At 45.3% G+C, this 22,419-nt stretch carries 16 protein-coding genes, 2 tRNA genes and 4 pseudogenes; 7 read left to right on the top strand and 15 right to left on the bottom strand.

Translation table 11 applies throughout. The features are described from left to right. Positions 1 to 254, top strand: a 254-nt coding sequence (locus KIV40_RS05305) for a YceK/YidQ family lipoprotein (protein ID WP_285348164.1), incomplete at its 5' end; no start/stop codon positions are given. Positions 255 to 558: 304 nt separating this feature from the next. On the opposite strand, the pseudogene KIV40_RS05310 reads toward KIV40_RS05305, so the two are convergent. Continuing rightward, positions 559 to 906: pseudogene (locus KIV40_RS05310) on the bottom strand (LysE family translocator); the annotation flags it as partial. A gap of 35 nt (positions 907 to 941) precedes the next feature. Here KIV40_RS05310 and KIV40_RS05315 point away from each other — a divergent pair. Next, positions 942 to 1,522, top strand: a pseudogene (locus KIV40_RS05315) (transposase); the annotation flags it as partial. Between the two features lie 292 nt (positions 1,523 to 1,814). Here the strand turns inward: KIV40_RS05315 and KIV40_RS05320 are convergent. The 3 genes from KIV40_RS05320 to KIV40_RS05330 form a co-directional block, all read right to left on the bottom strand. Next, positions 1,815 to 1,891, bottom strand: a tRNA-Val gene (locus KIV40_RS05320). 46 nt (positions 1,892 to 1,937) lie between these two features. Next, positions 1,938 to 2,014 (bottom strand) — tRNA-Val (locus tag KIV40_RS05325). A gap of 179 nt (positions 2,015 to 2,193) precedes the next feature. Further along, a complete protein-coding gene (locus KIV40_RS05330; RefSeq protein WP_009697431.1) occupies positions 2,194 to 2,532 on the bottom strand; it encodes a hypothetical protein in 339 nt (112 codons plus the stop codon). Between the two features lie 170 nt (positions 2,533 to 2,702). Here KIV40_RS05330 and KIV40_RS05335 point away from each other — a divergent pair, with 170 nt between their 5' ends. Continuing rightward, entirely contained in the window at positions 2,703 to 3,635 is a 933-nt protein-coding gene (locus KIV40_RS05335) for an alpha/beta hydrolase (RefSeq protein WP_285348165.1), read from the top strand. A 107-nt stretch (positions 3,636 to 3,742) separates the two neighbouring features. Here the strand turns inward: KIV40_RS05335 and KIV40_RS05340 are convergent, their stop codons facing one another. From KIV40_RS05340 to hppD, 5 genes are all read right to left on the bottom strand, one after another. Next, a complete protein-coding gene (locus KIV40_RS05340; protein WP_285348166.1) occupies positions 3,743 to 4,405 on the bottom strand; it encodes a DUF2726 domain-containing protein in 663 nt (220 codons plus the stop codon). 198 nt (positions 4,406 to 4,603) lie between these two features. Beyond that, the gene (gene maiA / locus KIV40_RS05345) at positions 4,604 to 5,272 is read right to left on the bottom strand and encodes a maleylacetoacetate isomerase (protein WP_012127890.1); all 669 of its coding nucleotides are present in this window, start codon (positions 5,270 to 5,272) and stop codon (positions 4,604 to 4,606) included. A gap of 20 nt (positions 5,273 to 5,292) precedes the next feature. After that, the gene (locus KIV40_RS05350) at positions 5,293 to 6,330 is read right to left on the bottom strand and encodes a fumarylacetoacetate hydrolase family protein (protein WP_285348167.1); all 1,038 of its coding nucleotides are present in this window, start codon (positions 6,328 to 6,330) and stop codon (positions 5,293 to 5,295) included. A 9-nt stretch (positions 6,331 to 6,339) separates the two neighbouring features. Then, positions 6,340 to 7,470, bottom strand: a complete 1,131-nt coding sequence (locus KIV40_RS05355; RefSeq protein WP_285348168.1) for a homogentisate 1,2-dioxygenase — start codon at positions 7,468 to 7,470, stop codon at positions 6,340 to 6,342. Next, positions 7,463 to 8,536 carry a 4-hydroxyphenylpyruvate dioxygenase gene (gene hppD, locus KIV40_RS05360; RefSeq protein WP_005427851.1) on the bottom strand — a complete coding sequence of 358 codons (1,074 nt, stop codon included), beginning with the start codon at positions 8,534 to 8,536 and terminating at the stop codon, positions 7,463 to 7,465. The genes KIV40_RS05355 and hppD overlap by 8 nt, the downstream gene beginning before the upstream one ends. Positions 8,537 to 8,924: 388 nt before the next feature. Between hppD and KIV40_RS05365 the strand changes: the two are divergent. The 4 genes and pseudogenes from KIV40_RS05365 to KIV40_RS05380 all read left to right on the top strand — a co-directional run bounded on the left by KIV40_RS05365 (position 8,925) and on the right by KIV40_RS05380 (position 15,801). Next, positions 8,925 to 9,382: pseudogene (locus KIV40_RS05365) on the top strand (TetR family transcriptional regulator). Positions 9,383 to 9,971: 589 nt separating this feature from the next. Then, positions 9,972 to 11,078 carry a M20/M25/M40 family metallo-hydrolase gene (locus tag KIV40_RS05370; RefSeq protein ID WP_285348170.1) on the top strand — a complete coding sequence of 369 codons (1,107 nt, stop codon included), beginning with the start codon at positions 9,972 to 9,974 and terminating at the stop codon, positions 11,076 to 11,078. Between the two features lie 424 nt (positions 11,079 to 11,502). Beyond that, positions 11,503 to 15,214, top strand: a pseudogene (locus KIV40_RS05375) (M66 family metalloprotease). Positions 15,215 to 15,372: 158 nt separating this feature from the next. Next, positions 15,373 to 15,801 (top strand): hypothetical protein, encoded by a 429-nt coding sequence (locus tag KIV40_RS05380; RefSeq protein WP_012127880.1) that lies wholly within the window; start codon positions 15,373 to 15,375, stop codon positions 15,799 to 15,801. 113 nt (positions 15,802 to 15,914) lie between these two features. Here the strand turns inward: KIV40_RS05380 and KIV40_RS05385 are convergent, their stop codons facing one another. The 6 genes from KIV40_RS05385 to KIV40_RS05410 all read right to left on the bottom strand — a co-directional run bounded on the left by KIV40_RS05385 (position 15,915) and on the right by KIV40_RS05410 (position 22,131). Then, positions 15,915 to 16,784, bottom strand: coding sequence for a Brp/Blh family beta-carotene 15,15'-dioxygenase (locus KIV40_RS05385; protein ID WP_012127879.1), 870 nt, complete (start codon positions 16,782 to 16,784; stop codon positions 15,915 to 15,917). Next, positions 16,781 to 17,938: a lycopene cyclase family protein gene (locus KIV40_RS05390; protein WP_285348171.1), complete on the bottom strand. Its 1,158-nt coding sequence runs from the start codon at positions 17,936 to 17,938 to the stop codon at positions 16,781 to 16,783. The genes KIV40_RS05385 and KIV40_RS05390 overlap by 4 nt, the downstream gene beginning before the upstream one ends. Then, complete coding sequence (locus KIV40_RS05395; protein WP_134976841.1) at positions 17,925 to 18,839, bottom strand: phytoene/squalene synthase family protein; 915 nt, start codon at positions 18,837 to 18,839, stop codon at positions 17,925 to 17,927. Before KIV40_RS05395 ends, KIV40_RS05390 begins: the two co-directional genes overlap by 14 nt. Positions 18,840 to 18,869: 30 nt before the next feature. Next, positions 18,870 to 20,432, bottom strand: coding sequence for a phytoene desaturase family protein (gene crtI, locus KIV40_RS05400; RefSeq protein WP_285348172.1), 1,563 nt, complete (start codon positions 20,430 to 20,432; stop codon positions 18,870 to 18,872). Next, entirely contained in the window at positions 20,422 to 21,285 is an 864-nt protein-coding gene (locus KIV40_RS05405; protein ID WP_285348173.1) for a polyprenyl synthetase family protein, read from the bottom strand. The genes crtI and KIV40_RS05405 overlap by 11 nt, the downstream gene beginning before the upstream one ends. Before the next feature lie 102 nt (positions 21,286 to 21,387). Then, a complete protein-coding gene (locus KIV40_RS05410) occupies positions 21,388 to 22,131 on the bottom strand; it encodes a bacteriorhodopsin-like (protein WP_285348174.1) in 744 nt (247 codons plus the stop codon). Positions 22,132 to 22,419: the final 288 nt, after the last annotated feature.

The raw sequence follows: 22,419 nt of genomic DNA on the forward strand, positions 1-22,419 counted from the left end.
TAAGAGACAGCCTTGTGGGAGGGTATGGAGCGCCGTTTTCAGGAACAACACTTGCAGTCGCGTCCCAACCTTGCGCTTTTAGAAACGACTCGGTGGTCGACTATGTTCTTTACCCTTTGACTTTCATCGACATCCCGCTCTCTTTAGCAGCAGATGTCGTCTTTCTTCCGGTTGATTTAGCAATGGTGTTTACGCCAACGACGGACTATCGATTTGCATTAACACAAGGCTGTGGCACACATAGCATGATCTAAAGTTTGTTGTTAACTCGACAGATAGCATTTTTACAAAGGCCCTAAACAACGAGGAAAATGCATATAGGCATACCTATTAACCTGCTTATTAATCAGGTAAAAGTATATATGTTGAGTTAACAAAAATGGTTCTCTCTTTTCTACTGCTGCCGGGAGAGACAGTTTACAGCGCGGAAATAACCAACGTCACGCTTGTGGTTTACTCCATTAACTATACTGGTACATTAACTTCCGAAGCAAACGACGCTGTTGTGGGTATATGCTGATGTGGCATTAAAGCTAACCATTCTTTGATCTCAAGTGACGGCGGCAAGGCGGTAAAGATTAAGATAGCTTTTGGATTACCGGCCGCTAGTAAGAATTCTTGTTTAGCTAAACCTCATCGGTTGCGAGTATTTTCGAGTTCAGAAACAGGACTTGCTTCCGAGCGCCAAAGATTAAAGGCAATCCACAACAAGTAAGCCACACCCGAGATTTTAATCGTTAGAAATACAGCCTCAAAAGCATAGAGCACGACTGCTAAACCAGAAGCAGCTAAGGCAATCATTACAGCGAACGCAACAATACGACCAAGACCCGCAATAAAAGCTGACTTGAAGCCGTAACAACGAGCATTGTTCATGGACAATAGATCGTTTGGACCAGCAGTCATGTTGAGCGCATAGCACGCAGGTATAAAGCGAAAACATACGCCTTATGAGTGACTTAGTCACGAGGCGGAACCAACTACTCACCATGCAAACCATGGAAAGAAACCGACTACAAATATTACCCAAGAACATCTCATCGACTATTACTCGATTCTAACCGCTCTAAAAAATCAGCTTGAAAAAGTATAGGCAAAGATAGCAAAACTGATTGAGAGCAGTCCTGAGTATCAAGCTAAGAGCACAATCCTTCAAAGCATGCCTGGCGTTGGAAAAGTCTTAGCCGCCTCCCTAATTAGCCATCTACCCGAACTCGGTTTTATCACTAACAAGCAAGACTCTTCTCTCATTGGCATCGTACCTATAACAAGAGAAAGTGGACGCTTCAAAGGCAAACGGATGATAAAAGGAGGTCGACCTCAAGTTAGAACTGTCATGTACATGGCGATGATGTCGGCTATCCAGTGCAACCCTGTATTTAAGGCTACTTATGAACGATTACTTGCGGCAGGAAAACCTAAAAAAGTAGCGATAGTTGCCTGCATGAGAAAGATGGTTGTGACACTCAATTCAATGCTAAGAGACAGCGCAATGTGGGATAAAGAAAGCGTCAATATTTAACTATTGACGCCATAGTCTCTTTTGTCTAGTCCGGCTATAAGTTTTGACATAGTGACCCACATCAGAATTTTGGCCATAAAAACAACTGGTAGATCTACACATTCAGGTGACCATCTGTGACCAACAATATAAGCTTCACCCGTTGTCTAGTGCATAATTTGGAATACTTAGCCAAACTTGAACCTTAGCTTTTGGATAGATTAAGACTGGAAATACCGTAGCAATACACGCCGATTTACTAAACGCCAGAAACAATAAAGCCAAGCTAAATGCTTGGCTTTATTGTTAAATTTGGTGGGTCCGACCAGATTCGAACTGGTGACCCCTACCATGTCAAGGTAGTACTCTAACCAACTGAGCTACGGACCCAAATTTTATGTTCTGCATACTTTGGTTTTAGTATGGCTTTAAGGAGTGGTGGGTCCGGGCGAACTCGAATCGCCGACCCCTACCATGTCAAGGTAGTACTCTAACCAACTGAGCTACGGACCCATTCCTTAAGAACGAGAAGGATATTAGCTATATCCCATGACGGGTGCAAGCACAAATTCACTAACTTTGATTCGTTTGGCGAAAATGTAAACTCAACATCCAATTTTGGACGATTTTATCGCCAAAGCCTTGTATCACCCGCTGTAAAAGTGTGATCTACTTAACCTTTGTGTTTTAGGTTAATTGTCGTAAGGCACTTCACTGAGCATCCAAATTTGCAAAACTTGCGATACGTTTGGGCAATCGCCAAACAAAATTTGGTATTTAGGCTCGAACGGTTCACCAATAAACGTAGTACGAATCAGTTTGCCTGTTTTAAGATCCACTTGAGTACTGACTCGCCCTTTAAAGTTTTGGAAAATCGCAAACTGCTCACTGTGGTAAACCATCTGCTCACGATAAAACAAGAAATGGTCTTGAGGTGTATCTGTTAATTGGCATTCTAGTGGTTTTAGTGACTGCTGAGCATGGCTACTAAACGTGAGTAGCAGCGCTGAAAGAATCCATCCATATCGCATAACGCTTCCCTATTCTTCTTTCTTTATCAAAGTATAGGAGCTACTAGGACGGATGCTGATAAGTGTTGATAAATGCTATTTTTAATCTTCATCACACATTTAAACTGTATGTATATACATATCTTTTAATTATTCTATGATTCGTCGATTTTTTCGTTAAGAGTTAAAAAATGATCCAAAATCTTGAGCCTGGCATTCGAGAGTTAGTAGAAGAATTCCAATCCAATGGTAAGCCTTGCCCTTCAAAACAAACTATTGCTGATCGACGAACTGGTTATCTCAATAGCACCGTATTAGCGGGTGAAAGCCCTAAACCAGAAAGAGAATTCTTGGATATAGTGAATGGCGTTCAGGTCAAAGTGTATAAGCCAACTAATGAAGATAACTTACCGCTCACGATTTATTTTCATGGAGGTTGCTTCATCAGTGGTGGCTTTCAAACGCATGACGCCCAGTTGAGACAGATTGCCGTTCAATCCAACTCGATCGTCATCTGTATAAAGTATCGACTCGCACCAGAATACACATATCCTGCCGCGCACGATGACGTATACCAAGCTGTACTTGGCATTAAGGAGCAAGGACACAAATATGGCGGGAATCCAGAACGAATGGTATTTGTGGGCGATAGTGCCGGAGGCCAGTTGGCTTTAGCGACGACGTTAAGGCTTAAAAAATTGACCTCTTGGTTACCAGAACAACAAATCTTGATTTACCCAATGTTGGATCCAAAAGGCAGCTCTCAGAGCTACAAAGAAAACGGCTCTGACTACATCATTACCGCAAACATGCTTCTGTCTGGTTTTGATTTGTATACCAACAACGATCCTAAAGTGCTTTCTGAGCCGGATCTAAACCTTATGAGCGCAGACTATCGAGGATTACCTCCTACGACAATTATCACTGCGGAGTTTGATCCATTACGTGATGAGGGTGAAACATTACGCGAATTAATGCTCGCTCATGGCGTAGAGGTAAATTATGAACGCTACTCAGGCGTTATCCATGGTTTCTTTCAACTCTCCGGAGTAAGTAAGTCTGCAAGGCGCTGTATCGCTTCAATTTCAAAACAAATCAAAACTCGCAGAGCTCCAACCGCTTAATTCGGTTTACTTCGCTTCACTCTTATTGAGGCATTCAACCGCGCAAAAAAGGCTTCAACTAATTCAGTTGAAGCCTTTCTCTATTTCATTATCTGGGAACGAAATGTTTATTCGTCTTCGGAATCAAACACCACGTTGTAGTTTTCTGTGTAGGTACAGTTTGGTTGGCGGCTACAAGTGAAGAAGCGTCGGCCTTTAAACTCACCTTGGCTTGCGGTTCTAATGATCATCGGGCTACTGCACTTTTTACAAAAGCGGACTTCTTTATCCGGTTCAATCAGATCAATGTGTGCCGCCAATAAACGACGTAAGCGCCCCACTTGGTAGCTGTGTTTTTCCGATGCGCCAATCAAAGGCAGATTCGCCGATTTACATACGTGCATGAGCAACTTTTGACGCTCGACTTTGCCTTTGTGTAACTGCTGACCGTTATCAAGCTCAATAATCACGCGAGGTTCAAGCGTTCTAGGGTCGCAGATAACGTAATCGAAGTAGCTGCGTGAAATTCGGTTACTGGCAATAAAGAACTGTTTTTTGTTCTTAATCTCTTTTGGCGCGATCAACGTTGCCATGTTTACTTTGGCAAACACCACAGCATGATCACCAACTGCCGCTCTTAACGCATTAAAAAACGCCCCTTCTTGCCCTTTTAATAAAGGACCTTTCGAACGGTATGGGAAGTCTCGCGTGTCATCGTTCTTGATCACGTACTTTTGAATGATAAAGAAGAAAACAACAAGAAGAACAACAATGATAAAGATGTTGGTCATAGATAAAGTGCGCCCAAAACAACTAGTTGCTCAAAGCCTAAATGGAAATCCTAACCAGAGCAACAAAACCGATAAATTTTGCGGGGGTGATAATAACAGTCGCTAGCGTTTGGGACACGATTTTTACGTAGGCTAAGGGGAAGAAAAACGAGCTCCGTCAAGAGCCCGTTTTTTCCTCGGTAAGATACAGAAAAAGTATTAGCAATTCGCGTCAGGTTGGTTCTCTGGCATAGCATCAATAAACGCGGGCAATTGATTACACGCTTCTACAATCGAGCTAATAACCGGATAAGGTGTCATATCCACCCCAAAACGTAATGCGTTGTACACTTGAGGCACTAAGCAAATATCAACAATAGAGGGAGAGTCAGTCACACTGTAGATACAGTTTCCATGTTGTTGTCGATGCTGGTTTAGCTTCTCTTCTAATGCAGTAAAGCCTTGATTTACCCAATGATGAATCCACTCGACTTTCGCCTCTTGGTCACACGACAGCTTCCCTTCTAAGTACTGCAACACGCGCAAATTGTTGAGTGGGTGGACCTCCATCGCGATATCCTGAGCCATAGCCAAAGCTTGGTAACGAAGCGGCGATGGCTCTGGAATCACTCGAGCTTGCGGATACTGCTCATCGAGATACTGAATGATGGCAAGAGATTGATTGAGTTGAATATCACCATCCACCAGCACTGGCACAAGCTCAGAGGCGTTTAACTCATGGTATTCCGCACTGTGCTGCTCGCCGCCATTACGCACCAAATGAACCGATTTGGACTCGTAGTTCAGCTCTTTTAAGTTCAAACAAATGCGAACTCGATAAGCCGCCGAAGAACGCCAATAGCCGTAGAGAGTGATGTTATCGCTCATACTTCCCTTGCCCCTCACTCTCAGTGTTTTAGGTATTGGCTGACTTGCTGATCAATCGCACCAAAGATCGAGTTACCATCTGCGTCAAACATCTCTAGCTTGATTGAGTCACCAAACGACATAAAGCTCGTTGACGGTTTGCCATCACGAATGGTTTCAATCATGCGCACTTCTGCGATACATGAGTAGCCTACGCCACCCTCTTCGATAGAGGTTCCGTGCTCCGTGCCTTGTTTGTTCGATACTGTACCAGAGCCAATGATTGCACCTGCAGAAAGTGGACGTGTTTTGCTGGCATGAACAATCAAATCAGCGAAATCAAACGTCATGTCTATGCCTGCGTTTGGGCAGCCAAATGGCGCGTTGTTGTAGGTTGAAACCAAAGGCAAATGAACTTTGTTCTCATACCATGCTTCACCCAGCTCATCTGGCGTTACTGCAACAGGAGAAAACGCTGAAGACGGTTTTGATTGGAAGAAACCAAAGCCTTTAGCCAGCTCCGCCGGAATCAAACCACGCAACGATACATCGTTAACTAGCATGATAAGACGAATTGAATCTTGTGCTTCTGCAATGCTTGCTCCCATCGGCACGTCACCGGTGATCACGGCAACTTCACCTTCGAAGTCGATGCCCCACTCGTCGCTCGCAAATTCGATGTTGTCGCAAGGACCAATAAATGCGTCAGAACCACCTTGATACATCAAAGGAGCGGTCCAGAAGCTTTCTGGCATTTCCGCACCACGCGCTTTACGCACTAGTTCGACGTGATTGACGTAAGCACTGCCATCCGCCCATTGATAGGCGCGAGGCAATGGTGATGCTAGATAGTGGGATTCAAACTCTTCACTTCCTGAAACCGAACCATTGTTTAGCGCGTTATAAAGCTCTTCCAGTTGTGGAGCGACTTTGTCCCAGTTATCCAATGCCACTTGCATGGTTGGAGCGAGATGCATCGCGTGGAAAATTTCGGTTGCCGGAACACATTGTGTCAGGTCTTTGCTCACGACCATCAACAGACCATCGCGAGAGCCATTTTTCTTGGTTGCTAATTTCATCCTTGCCCCTTACTTCTCTTGCCAGCTATAGACGTATTCTTTGTTTTCAACCTTATCGAGCTCGTCAGAAAACTCGAGTGCGTGGCGCGTATCAATCATCACTGCCACCTCATCGGTAAACTTCTTCTTATATTCCTGCCCTGCTTTGAACGCTTTCGGGTGAGGACCGTGGGTAAAACCTGCTGGGTGGAAAGTCACCATGCCTGCTTCTATGTTGTCACGGCTGAAGAAATCCCCTGCGTGGTAGAACAAGACTTCGTCATAATCGTCATTGTTATGATAGAACGGCACCTTCACTGCGCCAGGGTCGCTCTCGATTGGACGTGGCACAAACGTACACACCACAAATCCAGCACCAACAAATGTAGTGTGGGCAGAAGGTGGTAAGTGATAGCGATGCGACATCAAAGGTCGAATATCACGCCAGTTCACTTTCACCACAGCCAAGTCACCGTGCCAGCCAATCGCATCAAGCGGGTTGAATGGGTAAGTAATCACGCTGACTTTGTCATGACGCTTCACATGAACTTGAGTTTGATCTTCTGAGTATTGCGCGCGGAATTCGTCGTTAATGGAAGGCGTTTCCAGAACCGCCGGGTCAAATACAGCATGATTACCCACCATGCCTTTCTCTGGCAAAGAATAAGCGGCATCGGTGTTTTCAATCATCAGAACAAACATTGGCTCACTTGGCTCTAATCGCCAACTGGTCGAGCGTGGGATCATCACGTAATCACCTTCGCTCACTTTGAGATGACCATAGTCGCAATAAAGGTCTGCTGTACCGTGATGGATGAACAGTAGCTCATCGCCATCGGCGTTACGCACCAAGAAGTCCATCTTTTCGTCCATACGCCATACACGGATCTTACAGTTGGCGTTGTGTAGCAGATGCGGCACTGCCCAGGGCGAGTTCTGACTCGCCGTTTCGACTAGGTTGAAATCGAAAGCACGCGGACGTAAATCGCCTTCCCACTCCAACCAACCTGTCGGTGCGTGTTGATGATGAAAGTGTGCCGCAGGGCCGAAGAAACCGCTTCGACCTGCTTCACGTTCGTAAATTGCCTCTTCCGGGAAATCAGCATGTGCTTGCTTGGAGCACACTCCCTCCCGATGAGGGAATGTGATCCATTTATGCATCGCTTAGTACTCCTCGACGGATTTGGTCTTCTTCAATCGATTCAAACAAAGCTTTGAAGTTACCCTCACCAAAGCCTTCGTTGCCTTTACGCTGAATGATTTCAAAGAACACCGGACCAATTACGGTCTGGGTGAAGATTTGCAGCAATATGCCGTCTTTGGTCGGCGCACCGTCGATAAGAACTTGTAAATCGCGCAGTTTGCTCACATCTTCCCCATGTCCTTTTACGCGCTCGTCTACTTTCTCGTAATACGTGTCCGGAGTTGGCATAAAGTCCATGCCGCGATCACGCAGTGTTTGAACGGTTTGGTAGATGTCATCGGTTGTCATTGCAATGTGCTGAATTCCTTCACCGTTGTACTCACGGATGAACTCTTCAATCTGCGATTTGTCATCAGAAGATTCATTGATTGGAATGCGGATCTTGCCACAAGGGGCGGTCATTGCGCGGCTAACAAGCCCAGTCAGCTTACCTTCAATGTCGAAGTAGCGGATCTCGCGGAAGTTACCAATGCGCTCGTAGAATCCTGACCACACGTCCATGTTGCCTTGCTTCACGTTGTGGGTCAGATGGTCGATTTCGTACATACCAACGTCTGCTTTCGCTAAGCGCTCTTCTGCATCATCGTAGAAACGGAAGTCGACATCATAAATGCTTTGTTTGCCATAACGGTCAACGAAGTAAAGAAGACTCTCACCGATACCATAAATTGCCGGGATGCTTAGCTCCATCGGACCGATTTCCGTTTTGTACTCTTCGCCGCCGTTATCCAGTGCTTGCTTGAGTGCTACGTTGGCGTCTTTCACACGAAATGCCATGCCACAGACTGAAGGACCGTGAACTTTAGCAAAGCCTTCTGCCTGACTGTGCGGCTGGGCGTTAACGATAAAGCTGATGTCACCTTGTCGGTACAGCCAAGCCTCTTTAGAACGGTGTTTTGCAATCTCTGCAAAACCCAACGATACAAACAGCGCTTTCAGTTGTTCAATACCTTCACTGTCCGCCGCTGTGTATTCCACAAATTCGAATCCATCCGTGCCTAATGGGTTGTAGGTGTCCACCATGACTTTCTCCTTATGTCATTGTTGTGTTTGAACATACGTTCTCGTTCGATATTTCTAACTTGGCGCAGGAGGAGAAAAATTGGAATACATGAGTGGAAATCTGGCTTTGCGCAGTTTTAAACTTCGATTGTAAAATTTATGTTACAGCACATTCAATTAACGCAAACGTTTACCAAAATCATAAGTAAAGTAAGTTATATCAATGCATTATCATATCCAATATCAATTTACACGCCGACCCACGATGTAAACAGTTTGTTACCGCGGTGATTTTTGTGGGCAGTAACGCGCATTTATCATTCAAACAACGTCAAGATAAGGATATTTATATGGAATGACTGACGATAAGTGTTAGTATCATTTTTTAATCACAATACTGGCAATAGTTATGGCACGCCGAACTCACGAAGATACCCAAATCACGATCAACACCATTCTCGATGTCGCAACAGAGCAACTGATTACACTTGGCTACGAGAAAATGTCTTATACGACGTTGAGCGATCAAACGGGGATATCGAGGACGGGAATAAGCCACCATTTTGCTAAGAAGGTCGACATTCCGAGAGCACTACAAGGTAGATTGCTTAAGATGATGATGGATAAGCTCGACCTTTCTAACAATGAAGCTGCGTTTATCGGCAGTTGGAAACATCATTTTGATGATGCTGAGTTTATGGCAATTTGGCGCTTGGCATTGTTGATGACAGTTTGTGAACATCACACACCCTACCTCTGCGACTTCAGGTAGAGGCTGTTGCTTCCTACAAGTTAAATAAAGACTGTAAACACATTATCGAATGGTTGATAGGATTAACTCTGCTCACTCTTCATAAAGCTCAATAGCAATCACTCTCTCCAAGTAAGAATACACATACAAACTTTTTGTTTTGGGCTCAGAAAATAGAGAATGAAAGCAATAAAATTAAAGCGACCGAACCCTTTTCAAAGTTCGGTCTATCCAGAAAGGCAGTGCGAAAGGACATGAATAAACAGAGATTGTATAACCCACATGTGTGATATTGCTTCAATAAGTGACAAACAAATTACAATCGACTCGACATATATAGTGCTAACTTTTCATCAATTACAAAAATAGCTCGAGCCTGTACATAAATACATCATTGCCATCACGAAACCAGCGGCTTTCCACGCTCACATTAATTCGTAAAAAGCTCATTTCAAATACAGCCCTCTTACCTCTCCCTTGTTCCACTACCACCCACTGTTCATTTCATGTTTTTCGAGGTTTTACTTTCGTGACCGCCACATCAGATCCGGTAATTGACAGGTCAGAAGAATGTCAGGCAGAGGTGTTTTTTGATTCAAGACAGTTTTCGCACAAACTAGGTGTGTAATAAGAGGTGTTCTGTTCCCTTTCGGGCTCGCGCTTTATATCGCTGCGATCTCGACCAAGAAAGAAAGAGACATCCAAATGACACAAATTAATCAAGAACGTCTAGTTGAACATTTCTGCCAACTGGTTCGCATTGAGAGCGAATCTATGAATGAAAAACAAATTGCAGAAACTCTGGCTGAGCAACTAGGCGAACTAGGCTTTACGGTTCACAAGCTACCAGTACCAGAACACATCTCTAATGGCTTCAACGTGTACGCTCGTCTAGAAGGTAAGAAAGAAGGCTCTATCCTAATGAGCTGCCACATGGATACAGTAACGCCTGGTATCGGCATTGAGCCAATCATCGAAGATGGCATCATTCGCTCTAAAGGCAATACGATCCTTGGTGGTGACGACAAATCAGGCATCGCAGCAATCATGGAAGCGGTTCGCTGCATCCAAGCTGAGAACCTAGAGCACAAAACGTTAGAGCTTGCTTTCACTGTACATGAAGAAGGCGGTCTGTTCGGCTCTGAGTACTTCGACATGGCGCACGTAACGTCTAAAGAAGCGATCGTACTGGATACAGGCGGTCCTATCGGCACCATCGTGACAGCGGCACCTGGTCAGCAAAAAATCGTTGCGACAATCAAAGGTCGCCCAGCACACGCAGGTCTAGCACCTGAAGAAGGCATCAGTGCAATCATGGTAGCGGCAGATGCAATCAACCAGATGAAGCTGCTTCGTATCGACGAAGAAACCACAGCAAACATCGGTATGGTAAACGGCGGTCAAGCGACAAACATCGTGATGCCGGAACTAAAAATCGTTGCTGAAGCACGCTCTCTAAACGGTGAGAAACTAGAAGCGCAAGTGAACCACATGTTCGCTACCTTCAAGTCAGTATGTGAAAAACACGGCGCAGAAGTTGAAATCGAATCAAGCCGCGCATACGACGCATTTGTTATCGAAGAAGACAATGCTCACGTATCTGCAATCAAAGCGGCATTCGCTGACATGGGCATCGATGCGTTCACAAAAGGCACTGGTGGCGGTAGCGACGCAAACAACTTCAACAAGAAAGGTCTAACAACGGTAAACCTTTCTACTGGTATGGCGAAAGTACACACCACTGAAGAATTCATCGCCGTTGACGACATGGTGAAAATCACGGAATTCGTTAAGCACTTCCTAGTGAAATAATCTAGAGAATAAAGCGCAACTAACGCTGAATTTGAAACGCTAACGGGGATCCCCTTCTTGTCTTCTGCATGAAGGGGATTTTTTATTTCCGTAGAGTAACGCCCTACTTTTCTTGCCAACCTAAGCCACTGAAAAACGTTTATCCCTCAGAACAATATGGCGTACGCATACATAGAAAACGTCATTTTGTATAGATAGATAAAAGCGAATTTGGACATAAGATACCAATCTAATCTCACCACTGGATCATAGGTGGAAGCAAAATCACAAGCAGTATTCTTGCTATCTATTTCGATACCGAATCCCATCAGATAATCAAATTAGTAAGCAACTCTCATCAAGATCGCTTATGCAACTCCCCATGTCGCGCTGAGTTTCTGGCGGCACACGAATGTCTATTCAATTGGCAAAAGTAGAGTCTAATATGAAGAAAAATACGCTCGCTTGGCTGATCTCCTCTTTCCTAGGAAGCACAGCCACTTTCGCATACGCGAACCACGATCTGACACTGGTCGAAATCGGGAATCAAACCTTTGAACGCATTGAAATGCTCAAGCAATTGGCAGACAAAGGCGAAGGAACGTTTCAACGCGATGGAGAAACCTACCTTGATTTTCAAGGTTATGAATACTGGGTGAACTTCGATGGCTATCCAAAGTTCCCTTTCCTATCTGGTGATCAAGACCAAGCCTACCGTAATGTCGTAGACTTCATCGGCCCTGATTGGGAATTCATCATGTACAACGGCGGCTTTTACCTGATTCACAAAGAGTTTGGTGTGATGAACCGCGACGACACTGGTTGTTACGTTGAATACATTCCTGCTGCGCGCGGCTCTAAAGGTCCAAATGGCGAATACATTTGGCAATCAGATATGATTCAAAACATTGAAACTTCTGACTGTGGAAACCTGTCCGCTCCTAGCATTGATGCCCTTATGGTTGCCAGCGTTTCTGATCAAGGTGTCCAACTAAAATGGGCAGCGCAAAACGCGAATGACAATGTGGTTCTTACATTGAGTGAATCAGGCACTGAGCCTACTCGTTATGAAAACGTACAGTCAGGTTTATTTATCGGCAGCCTGAAACCAGACACTCGGTACACCGCTGAGCTTTCGTCATGTAATGCGATAGATTGTCTCGGGCCACAAAAGATTGAGTTTACGACCAGTACCGCACGCCTTGGCTACGCGGACGAATTGGCGCTAGTAAATCACTTGAATGGTGATTTGACTGGTTCTATCCATTTTGCTCAAACCCATACCACTACTGGCCCAAATCAAAACGATGTGAACCTGTTCCCTGACTTGGTGATCGACCGTGAAGCCTTGCTCCTATTCACGCAAGAAGACAAAACCGTTCAACAAGTTTGGGTAGAAGTGAGCTTTGAAGGCACTGTCATCACTCGCCTCCCAATGCTGCCACCAAGCGCGCTTGCGGCTTCTGATCAGCCAGATAATGGACGTTCTAAAGTGATATTCTCCCATCACGCGTGGGCACTGCCGCTGCAATGGGATTGGATGAAGCCAGGCTTGTCACTGCGCTTAACCGATAACACCGATCGACAAGGCGATTTAGCTGCTAATGAACTTGTATTTGGCGGCGCGCCGGAGCTTATCATTCAAAACATCGACATGGGTATGCTCACGGCGCCGCGTCATGGCAACACCATGATCAAAAACATGGCAAAACTCAGCGCCGATTACTTCCAGAAAATCCCAGCATCTAAACTGGTGATGGCGGATTACACAGCCGCTTACTTCCCAAAAGTAACGCTGCCAAACGGTAAGGTTTACACCACAAGCTCCGATGGTGAAGGTGGCTGGCACGGCGGCGACATGCGTGAAGCCATTGGTAAAGCACTGGTATCTACAGGTGTGAATAATGCGAACGTCGGCATTGTCGATAGTGCTGGCTATTCGCAAGCTTACAATAAACGCTTCAATCACATTACTGCGCACACCAACCGCGGCGTGTACACCAATGGCATTATTGATCATGGCGGCAGTGGCGGCGGTGGCATCGTGACATTAACGGCGACAACTGGTAACGAATGGTCGCACGAGCTGGGACATAACTACGGTCTTGGTCACTACCCTTGGTATGCTTCTACGCACGATTTGGAATCTGGCTGGGGTTGGGATGCTCTGCATCGCCGCTTTATTGGTAACTTACACTGGACAGGTGAAGCCACGACTAACGATGTGGGTGGTGAAGTGGTACCACCATTTGCGGGTGAATTCCGCTTTATGCGTGACGCACAAGCCGGTGGCGAAGCCGCACTATTAGGCACCATTAGTCATTACACGTTAGAGCACCCTTCTCAGTCTCGCCGTGTACAAACTTGGCTCAATAACGGCTTTAACGTTGATTTAAACAGCTCGACTGGCTATGTTCGTTGGAATCAAGAAAGCCAAAGTTACGAAGAAGCACAAAACGACACGCCAGTACCTAGTGCGGCAGGCGTGCCTGTTGTCACCATGTTGGGCATTTACGATCCGCGTAACGAACTTGCAAGCCAAGTTTACCCGCTAATTTACTCCAACTACGGCAACGTGTTTGAGCTGCCCTCTTCACCAGACGTAACTTATCATCCGGAAGGCTGGCAAGCGGTGTCTTCTTTGTCTGACGAGCAAATTCAACAAGATTTGTGGCAGACGATGAAGGTCAACAATCAGCAAGCTCGTATTTGTCAGTTCACCTACACGGCAAGCAACGGCGAAAGTGCAAACTTCGTCGGTACAGTCAGTACGGATATGGCGCGTTGTGAAGGCAGCGAAGACATGTACTGGAACATCAATGGTCAGCGTGAGCGCATGATATCTCAAGATCATGACTACTCATTGCTGTCTAAATACGGTGAAGGTACTGTGACTTACATGCCGAAAACCGAAATTGGCGAAGTGCCACTTTGCGTGCTTGATAAATCTGGCACGAGCCATGATGGTGCGGGCTACTTTACCTCTTCCCATTGCCAACAGTTTAGCGGCGTGAAACACAACAACGGTGCAGATTGGCGTTACGCGCGACATCAAGGTGGAATGTATCAGCCAAGTATGGTCTCTCAACGTAGCTGTGCAGTTACGGTGGAGCGCCAAGATGGGTCAGTACAAAACATTGCGGTTGCAAGTAGCCGATTAAACGACTCACAAAGCAATAAGTTCCACTTTAACCTAGAGCAATTGCCACTGCCGACTCGTGTCACCTTAAGTTGTACTGACGTGAATGGTGAGCAAGTGCTCGATAGCTTGATCCCTGATCAAAAACCCAGCGTTCGATAAGCTTGTTGGTCCTATCTTTGTTGGTCAAGAGCATGGCTACAAACAATACGTTGATGAACAAATAATGTTTGCCGACAACGCAGCGTTAAACCGCATCGACTTTGGCTTTGTGGCTGATTTCGACAAGTTCGTAGCAGACAACTATGGATCGGGTGTGCTGAACAATGGTGAGACAAGCGCAGAACGCCGCGCTGGTGCACTTTACGTGTACCCTAACCCAGTCACCGGCACTCGCGATTACTTCCTAATGCGTGACATCTCTGCGGCGGATTTCCCAACCAACCAAGCAGACAATGAAGGCTGGAAATACCTAGGTTCAGCGGAAAACCATGTCCAGTTTGGTTTTAACCCACTGAAAGTCGATCGTAGTAACATCGACAATGTACAGCGTGTTGCCAGCTACTTCAATCAACCTCAATTGCTAACTTGGGAACAAGCGAGTTCAACGACATGGGGACAATCTGAGAACGCTATTTTCATTGATACCGATGAAAACGGTGAGCGCCGTTACTTTATGCAAAAACGTCCGGGAGTGAACAGCGCGTTGCCAGCTCAGAACACCTCTAACGCTGATTGGCGCTTTATTGGTAGCGATACGTATATTGAACAGTACATTGCTGAGCTCAACAGTGACCTAGCTAAGTTTGAAGCCGAAATCTTAACGTGGCACAAGCAAGATCGCATGGGAATTTGGGGTGAGAACAACAACACGGGAACGATAAACGATATTTACGTGTATCACTTCCGTGGTGGTTTTCATTACTACCGCCTCATTGACGGCAAATACTGGTACTTCCCTTGGCCAACAGAGGAAAATCCAAATAACGCTGATTGGCAATATCTCGGTCAGTTCTAACTCGTAAAAATGTTCGTAGCATGATCATTTAACGTTAACGCCCTACCTAAGCTCAGACTTGTGTAGGGCGTCTTTCTATTTTATTCCTGCGGTCTTTTTGGTGTTGCCCTCAAACCAAGTTACACTACCTCTCTCTTTCCCACTTATGATTCATTCCCATGACTGACGCTGATATCGAGCTGCAACACCTTTGGTTAGAAGTCCAAGCTGAGCGCTGGCAAAACCTCTCACGCTTTTTGTTTAGCTATTACTGCTACAAACACGACCTCGTCAGTAAAACCAATAAAGTGTGTTGGGAAACAGCCCGTGCTTTACTGCCCTATTCTAAGACGATTAGCGAGCGCAAACATGCGGTTATCGAACCGCTGATACCAGAAGATACGGTCGTTGGACTATTAAAAACCATCAGTAAAGATGGCGACATGAGCTTTGAAATGATGACGAGCACACTCGACACGTTTTTGCGCTATGTTGTGATCAGTAAACAAGAAAAAGCCCGGCTTAAACCCAACATGCCGGCAATCTGGTATCAGCAAGAGAGCAAGCCATTAATGGCACGCTTTGAGCTCGCGGGAATTGTCATTTAAGGTAATGTCCCAAACTACGCAAGCCATCTATCATCGTCGTTTAACATCAAATTTGATGTATCTCGTGCAATAACCAACCGACTAAGATGCATACAATCAGTACTACGCACCGATTAATCTGAGGCACTTTTCTCTCGATGATCATGGACAATCGTAAGTATCAGGTGTGGCACTGTTAACGCGAACAAAACGACAAACACTGTGGGTAACCACTTGTTACCATCAAAATCGTTTGGCAAGAAGAAAAAAAAGCACACAGCGATAATAGCTGCGCTAACCATAGGAATTGCAGATGCCTTGACTAAAAAATACCAAGATAGCCTGTATCTCCTCTTGATATCAAGAGTATGGAGTGGCCCGTGCAACCCACAAAAATAAACGCAGAAATAGTACAGAACTGGTAGTGCATAACTCGTTAAACTCAAAACAACCAACCATGTTATAAGTTCTAAAGATATTTGGCGGAAATCAATGAGTAAAGCAGTTAAACTCAGCAGCCCCAAAATTGACATCGTTAAGACAATATTGCGAGTCGCATCGTGAGGAACGCCAAGTGCACTGAAATACATGGCAACGGAGTTAGGTTGGAATAACGCAGGCATTGCTAAAACGATAATTCCCACCAGTCGCCATCTCTTTGGTGCTATGTTCGTCCAGTCGCAACCGAAGTGGTAGGCAGCTAACGCCAAAAACAAACAAAGGCAAAAAGTTGGAAGCCACAACCAAGTGAACAGGCAGCACACTACTACCAAAAAATAGGCAATACATGCCGTCGCTAAAGTTACTTGCGAAGAACGCTTCTCTACCGTTAGCTTGTTCAACATGATGATATCTAACGCACCATGGGGCAAGCCAAATACCAGAATGGCAATGAGGGGGGTGAGGTCACTAAACGTAAATTCGGAAAAAAGCCCAGATAAGATGGCAGCACCTGAATAAACCGCTCCCAATTGAGTAGCAGATGGTTTTTCGTAAGATATCATCTCATCATTCCGATAGCGGCACTCAAAAACAAGCACTTAGGCATAGAATTTATGACACTGACAATATCGGCAACCGTGGCACGCTCTGTCATAAACCTTGAAAATTGCTCGGGCGAAGTACCTCTCGCCATACGGCTAAATATCTCTACAGCCATATCCGGTCGGTTACGCAGTACTTTCAAAAAAACTTTATCAAGCCAGTGGTATCGCCTTGGTGATTTGAAAGGTGTGACTACGCCACCTTTTATTATTTGTTGGGAAAAGTGTTCACTGGCACGTTGTATTGAAATGAAGGCGTAGCCTGTTGCTGCTCGTATGTTGTGCCCGCGGATCCCAATGGATTGCCAACCTGAGTTACCAGGAGGTTTGCCATGCTGTGAAGTAGAAAGCGCAATATTCTCAGTTGCCATCGGAAGCACACCATGCTCCCACGAGACAATGTCTTCTTTCATCAATCCCATGTTACCGACAATTGATAGAACCTTTTCCTCCAAGCGCGTCTTAGACGGTAATTGAGAGGAAAACTGCGTTACTTCGATCAATGCATAATTCACATCAAAAGGCAGGACATAAATAAACTCTATCCCCTGATCTATCGTTTTCATATCAACCATCAAATCAGCAACATTATCAGAAAAGAGCGGGCTAGAGCTACTAACCCAAGCGCCTGAAAAACATTGAAGCATACCATCGGGCGTACTTTCAGAAGGCATTTGATGGCGGCTATCAAAACCAATTGTTGCCTCAACTAAATATCTGTCATAACAAGCCGTCACGCATCGATCGTTATGTCCTGTATTTGTGACATCAGCTCCGAACACCAAAGTTACGTTACTAGCGGCCTTAAATGTTTTAAGACAATGAGAAAAAAAGTCAATGGCCTTGATGCAAGAGTACCCCTGGTCCCCGGTTGTTACAGTATGTATCGTGTCTGCGATTTTCCAAGAAGCCCAAGTTTTGCTGACGATAGGACGAAGGTACATTGGGATGTATTCACCCTCCCAAAAACACCATGTCTTGTTGTTATCGACGTCTCTTTCCTTTTCTAGCATCACAATGTGACCACGATATCCTTTTTTTAGGAGCGCCATTGCAAGTGAACATGTTGATAACCCGATACCAAGCATAACAACGTCAGCTTTAAGTGTTACCATCAAATTCACTCCTAAACTTTTTGTATTCGCTTAAAAGAACCAAAGGCTGGTGAAGGCAAGTATCATGTCCTTCAGTCGCTTCGAGAGCACTGGTTGATAGAGCGGACATAGCAACGGCAACTTTGGAAAACGGCGTTACTACTGTTCGGCCTTTCCAGTACTGCAAGCCCCTTTTTCTAAGTTTGACTCCAATTTGCCGGTATACAGACTCCGCAACAATGATTGCACGACGACTTGGTGGTGGGAGGAATTGATACCCTTGACGAGCACTAGTGTAGTATTGGTCTGCAAGCGTCAACAGTCTCACTATCGCATCACTTACTGTGGTTCTCACAGATTCCCCCTCATCCGAGGCAATGTCTTCAGGTGCAATCGGACACCACTGATAAGGTAAATACCGACGCCCCATTTCAGCATCTTCAAGGACGTCTCTGGCAATGTTTGTGAGTTGTAATGCTATCCCCAGATCAATGGCGTAAGGCATCCCTTTATTATCCGCTTTTAAAATCGGGCACATCATTAACCCTACCACGCCAGCAACTCGGTAAGCATATTGGATCAATTCGCATTCACTTTGGATCAGCACCGAGTCAATGTCACTTTGCACGCCTCTCACCAAAGTAAAAGCGTGCATAACCGGGATATCGAGTTGAGATGAGAGCTGGAGGAAATCGTCGACAAACGGCTCATCAGACTTTCCCAACGACAGCTGTCGCTGTACTTCCTCCAAACTTTCGAAAGCTAGCTGTTTATTAGCTGTACTGTCGGCAATATCATCAATACAACGGCAAAAGTAGTACAGCCTAGCGGCTTGCTCCACCTGTTGTTTACTGAGCAAAAAACTGGCAAATCTCCACGTTTTGCCATGATTCGACAAACACTTAAGAGCCGTATTTTCCATGGTTATCTCCAGACAAACGACTAGACAAATTCATACGCGGTTTCGAGTGTCACTATTTGTCAAAAGGGTGCCGCTCGAACGCCCTCTAGCATGGTCTCCCGTAACTTCAGGGACAATTTTATCCAACACTTTTGCGGAACAAAGAACACCAGGGAGACCGGCTCCTGGATGGCTGCCCGCACCAACGACAAACAGATTTTTTAGCCCTTCTCCTCGGTTATGAAATCTAAAGTAAGCCGATTGTGTTAGGGTGGGCGCTATAGAGAATCCCGTTCCATTTATGCTGTTGTAATCGCACTGAAAGTCACTAGGTGTCATACAAAATTGTTCAACAATACAATCGCTAAGACCTGGCAATAGAGTTTCACTGAGTGCGTTTACGATCTTATCGCTGTACTTATTTTTTACCGTTTCCCAATCAACATTGGACTCTAGGTTAGGTACTGGAGCAAGCACGTAGAAACTATCGCATCCCTCTGGAGCCATATTGGGGTCTGTCGCGGTTGGTCTATGGACATAAAGAGAAAAATCATCAGCTAACACTTTATCGTGAAAAATGTCATTGAGTAAGCTTTCATAACGCTTCCCTAACCATATAGTGTGGTGAGCGACGTCCTCGTACTTTTGTGTCGTCCCGAAATACAGCACAAAAAGCCCCATCGAGAACTTGGCATGGCGTGACTTGAGTCTGGCCGACAGGGTTTGGTCCTTCTTCGCAATCATCTTTCGGTATAAAAAGGCTGGATCAGCATTCGAAACTACCACGTCGCAGTCCATGAGATCACCATTAGATGTCTCGATCCCGGACACTTTTCCATTTTTAGAAACAACACTTTTCACTTCAGTATTTAATTGAATATCTATACCGTTTTCGAGCATGAGTTTTTTCAGGCCGTTCACTAATGCGCCCATCCCACCGATGGCAAAGTGCACTCCCCATTTTAATTCTAGGAAGTGAATGAGGTTATAAATACTTGTCGTGTCGAAGGGGTTTCCGCCAACAAGCAAGGGCTGTATAGAAAATGCTTGTCTTAATTTCTCGTGCTCTAAATGCTCACAAACCAATTGCCACACTGTTTTGTAACACCCCAAACGAATCAGGTTAGGTACTTGCCTAATCATTGATAGTGGATTGTGAAAAGGCTCATCCGAGAGCTGTGTAAAGCCAATGTCGAAAATAGATTCGGAGGTAGCTAAAAGATTTTGGTAACCGATTGCATCATTTGGAGAGATTTTTTTTATCTCTTCCAACGTGGCTTCAAGAGTGCCCCCATAATCGAATGTCGTATTATCGTGGAAATAAAAGCGGTACCAAGGTGTCACTGGTACAATTGAAACATACTGGCTAGTCTCTTTACCGAACAGGGCAAACAGTTCATCAATTAAAAAAGGAGCCGTGATGACGGTTGGACCTGCATCAAAAATGAAACCGTTGCGTTCGAACACCCTGGCACGCCCGCCCAGTTGATCCCCTTTGTCTACCAGAGTTACGCTGTAACCTTTAGCGCAAAGTCTTAGCGCAGATGCAATACCGCCAAAGCCTGCACCAATGACTATCGCTCTACCTGAGACTTCGGAATGATTATGAGCCACCACATTGCTTCCCCTGAGCCAAGAAAAGTAGTTTTCGTATCACGCCTTGCAGGCTCTCGCTGTGCACAGTCGGCATCAATAACAAATCACGTTCACAGCTTTTGATTAAATAAACAGCCCGAGCTTGAGTGAGCTTGATGGCATCTTCTGGCTTTCTGTCTAACAGATTTAAATTCAAAAGGTTTGGACTACCTCGTGTAGCATCTTCAACACTGTCTTTGATGTCATCTAATATTTGATATGCGATTGCCAGACTGGATGCCGCATGCCTAGCTGTTGGAATTTCACTCAACCTGCCACTGCTGATTAATGGTAATTCAAGCGACAGAGCGAGTAGCGGACCTGCCTTTTTTTCAGCAATGGATTCGTAGTTTTGGGGACTTATGTGTTCTTTCGCCGTCAGGTCGGCATTTTGCCCTTCTACCGTGACCGAAACGGCATTTTGTGTAGCCTCGAGGAGCTGCGGCAAAACGTTCGGGGAAGAAATATTAGCCAGAATACCGAATGCTCTCGCTATCAGATAATCTCCGGTACATATGGCCACATTGGTCCCGAATTTAACCCAAACAGCACTCTGGCCACGCCTCAACGAATCACCATCTTGTATGTCATCGTGTATGAGCGAAGCGTTGTGCAACAACTCAACGGCGGAGGCTAATCTCATGGCGTCTTCGTCATTGAGTCCCAGACACAATGACATATCCAAGCAGACGCGCATTCTAATACGACTTCCACCTGTCATTAAATGATAATGAGCGGGTTGGTTGCCAGATACGACGGACAATAGGAATTCCTCGCAATCTTGGTAGGTAATCCTTTTTTGACTGGCTTCACTTCGAGAAGAACTGTTCATTGTCAACACCCTTCTAGTCGTTAAAGTAATTGCAGGTGAGGACCAGGGAGCAAAGCTCCCCGATCGTATGGGTATCAATCTCGAGTCTTATCCCTTGGCGTCCTAACTTTCCGAGGTCGCCGCGTACCAAATTAACAGGCCAAACGCTATTTTATTCACCACGTCGGCTAGGTTGTAAACTAAGTTCAGAGAAGCGTCATCAACCGCTCCCATCATGTACCCCAAAACATAACCGAGAGGATAAATCGCCCAACCAACAGTCACGATCCAACGCATAAGATTGTAAGCAAATTTCACTGAATCGCTAGCTTGGTGCTTCGCTGCTTTGCCTGCTTCACCGAGGAATATTTCGTACAGGATGTAGAACCACCCCAGCATGCCGATGACGAAGCCCACTGTAACGCTGATATAACCGACTTCACCCAAAAAGCCTGCAATTAGCATAATCAGAGTACCGACAAGAAGGCGCCAGAATATACCAGCAGAGGCTGCACCAATGGCACGAAGTATAAGGTAAAACTCAATCATCAGCAGTGGGACGGTAAGTAGCCAATCGATATAGCGGTAGACCGTTGGAGTTTCGCCTGTGGCGACCCAAACATCTCTCATGTAGAAATAATGAACTGCTGCTATCAAAGTGACCAATGCAGAAACGGTCAATGACGTCTTCCACTTCGCTGTTACTCCCTGCGTTTCCCACAAGAAGAAGACAGTTGAAGCCATCAAGGCCATCGAGATTAACCAGAATGAAATACCAACAAAGTCATTTGGTTGCAAATTGGCTGCCGCATTTGCTGCATTTGGGAAAACTGTAGCGGATGCGACTAGTGGTATCTTGAAGTGCAAGTTATGCTGACGATTCCATTTAAGGAGCGGTATAAAATTTTTAACCAGATTTTCCATAATAGTCTCACTTGTTGCAGTTGGTTTTGCGAGGACCACACGTTTAAAACTATCTCGCTTCTCAAAGTTGGTTACGAAAAAATTACTTTGAATGATCAATAAGTAATGCTCAAAAAAATAATAGTTGACATAATCACGATGTCCAGAGGAGGCTTTGAAATTCCAAGAACTAACAAATGGAAACGTCGTTCGAACCTTCTAGGCCATCAATACCGGCTTTGTTGCGTAATT

Source organism: Vibrio sp. D173a (assembly GCF_030248475.1).

Excerpts from the sequence above, each read along its gene's own strand:
- KIV40_RS05350 (WP_285348167.1), bottom strand. The coding sequence starts at position 6,330 with ATGAAATTAGCAACCAAGAAAAATGGCTCTCGCGATGGTCTGTTGATG.
- KIV40_RS05355 (WP_285348168.1), bottom strand. The coding sequence starts at position 7,470 with ATGCATAAATGGATCACATTCCCTCATCGGGAGGGAGTGTGCTCCAAG.
- KIV40_RS05370 (WP_285348170.1), top strand. The coding sequence starts at position 9,972 with ATGACACAAATTAATCAAGAACGTCTAGTTGAACATTTCTGCCAACTG.
- hppD (WP_005427851.1), bottom strand. The coding sequence starts at position 8,536 with ATGGTGGACACCTACAACCCATTAGGCACGGATGGATTCGAATTTGTG.
- maiA (WP_012127890.1), bottom strand. The coding sequence starts at position 5,272 with ATGAGCGATAACATCACTCTCTACGGCTATTGGCGTTCTTCGGCGGCT.
- KIV40_RS05330 (WP_009697431.1), bottom strand. The coding sequence starts at position 2,532 with ATGCGATATGGATGGATTCTTTCAGCGCTGCTACTCACGTTTAGTAGC.
- KIV40_RS05390 (WP_285348171.1), bottom strand. The coding sequence starts at position 17,938 with ATGGTAACACTTAAAGCTGACGTTGTTATGCTTGGTATCGGGTTATCA.
- KIV40_RS05340 (WP_285348166.1), bottom strand. The coding sequence starts at position 4,405 with ATGACCAACATCTTTATCATTGTTGTTCTTCTTGTTGTTTTCTTCTTT.
- KIV40_RS05380 (WP_012127880.1), top strand. The coding sequence starts at position 15,373 with ATGACTGACGCTGATATCGAGCTGCAACACCTTTGGTTAGAAGTCCAA.
- KIV40_RS05405 (WP_285348173.1), bottom strand. The coding sequence starts at position 21,285 with ATGAACAGTTCTTCTCGAAGTGAAGCCAGTCAAAAAAGGATTACCTAC.
- KIV40_RS05335 (WP_285348165.1), top strand. The coding sequence starts at position 2,703 with ATGATCCAAAATCTTGAGCCTGGCATTCGAGAGTTAGTAGAAGAATTC.
- KIV40_RS05385 (WP_012127879.1), bottom strand. The coding sequence starts at position 16,784 with ATGATATCTTACGAAAAACCATCTGCTACTCAATTGGGAGCGGTTTAT.
- KIV40_RS05395 (WP_134976841.1), bottom strand. The coding sequence starts at position 18,839 with ATGGAAAATACGGCTCTTAAGTGTTTGTCGAATCATGGCAAAACGTGG.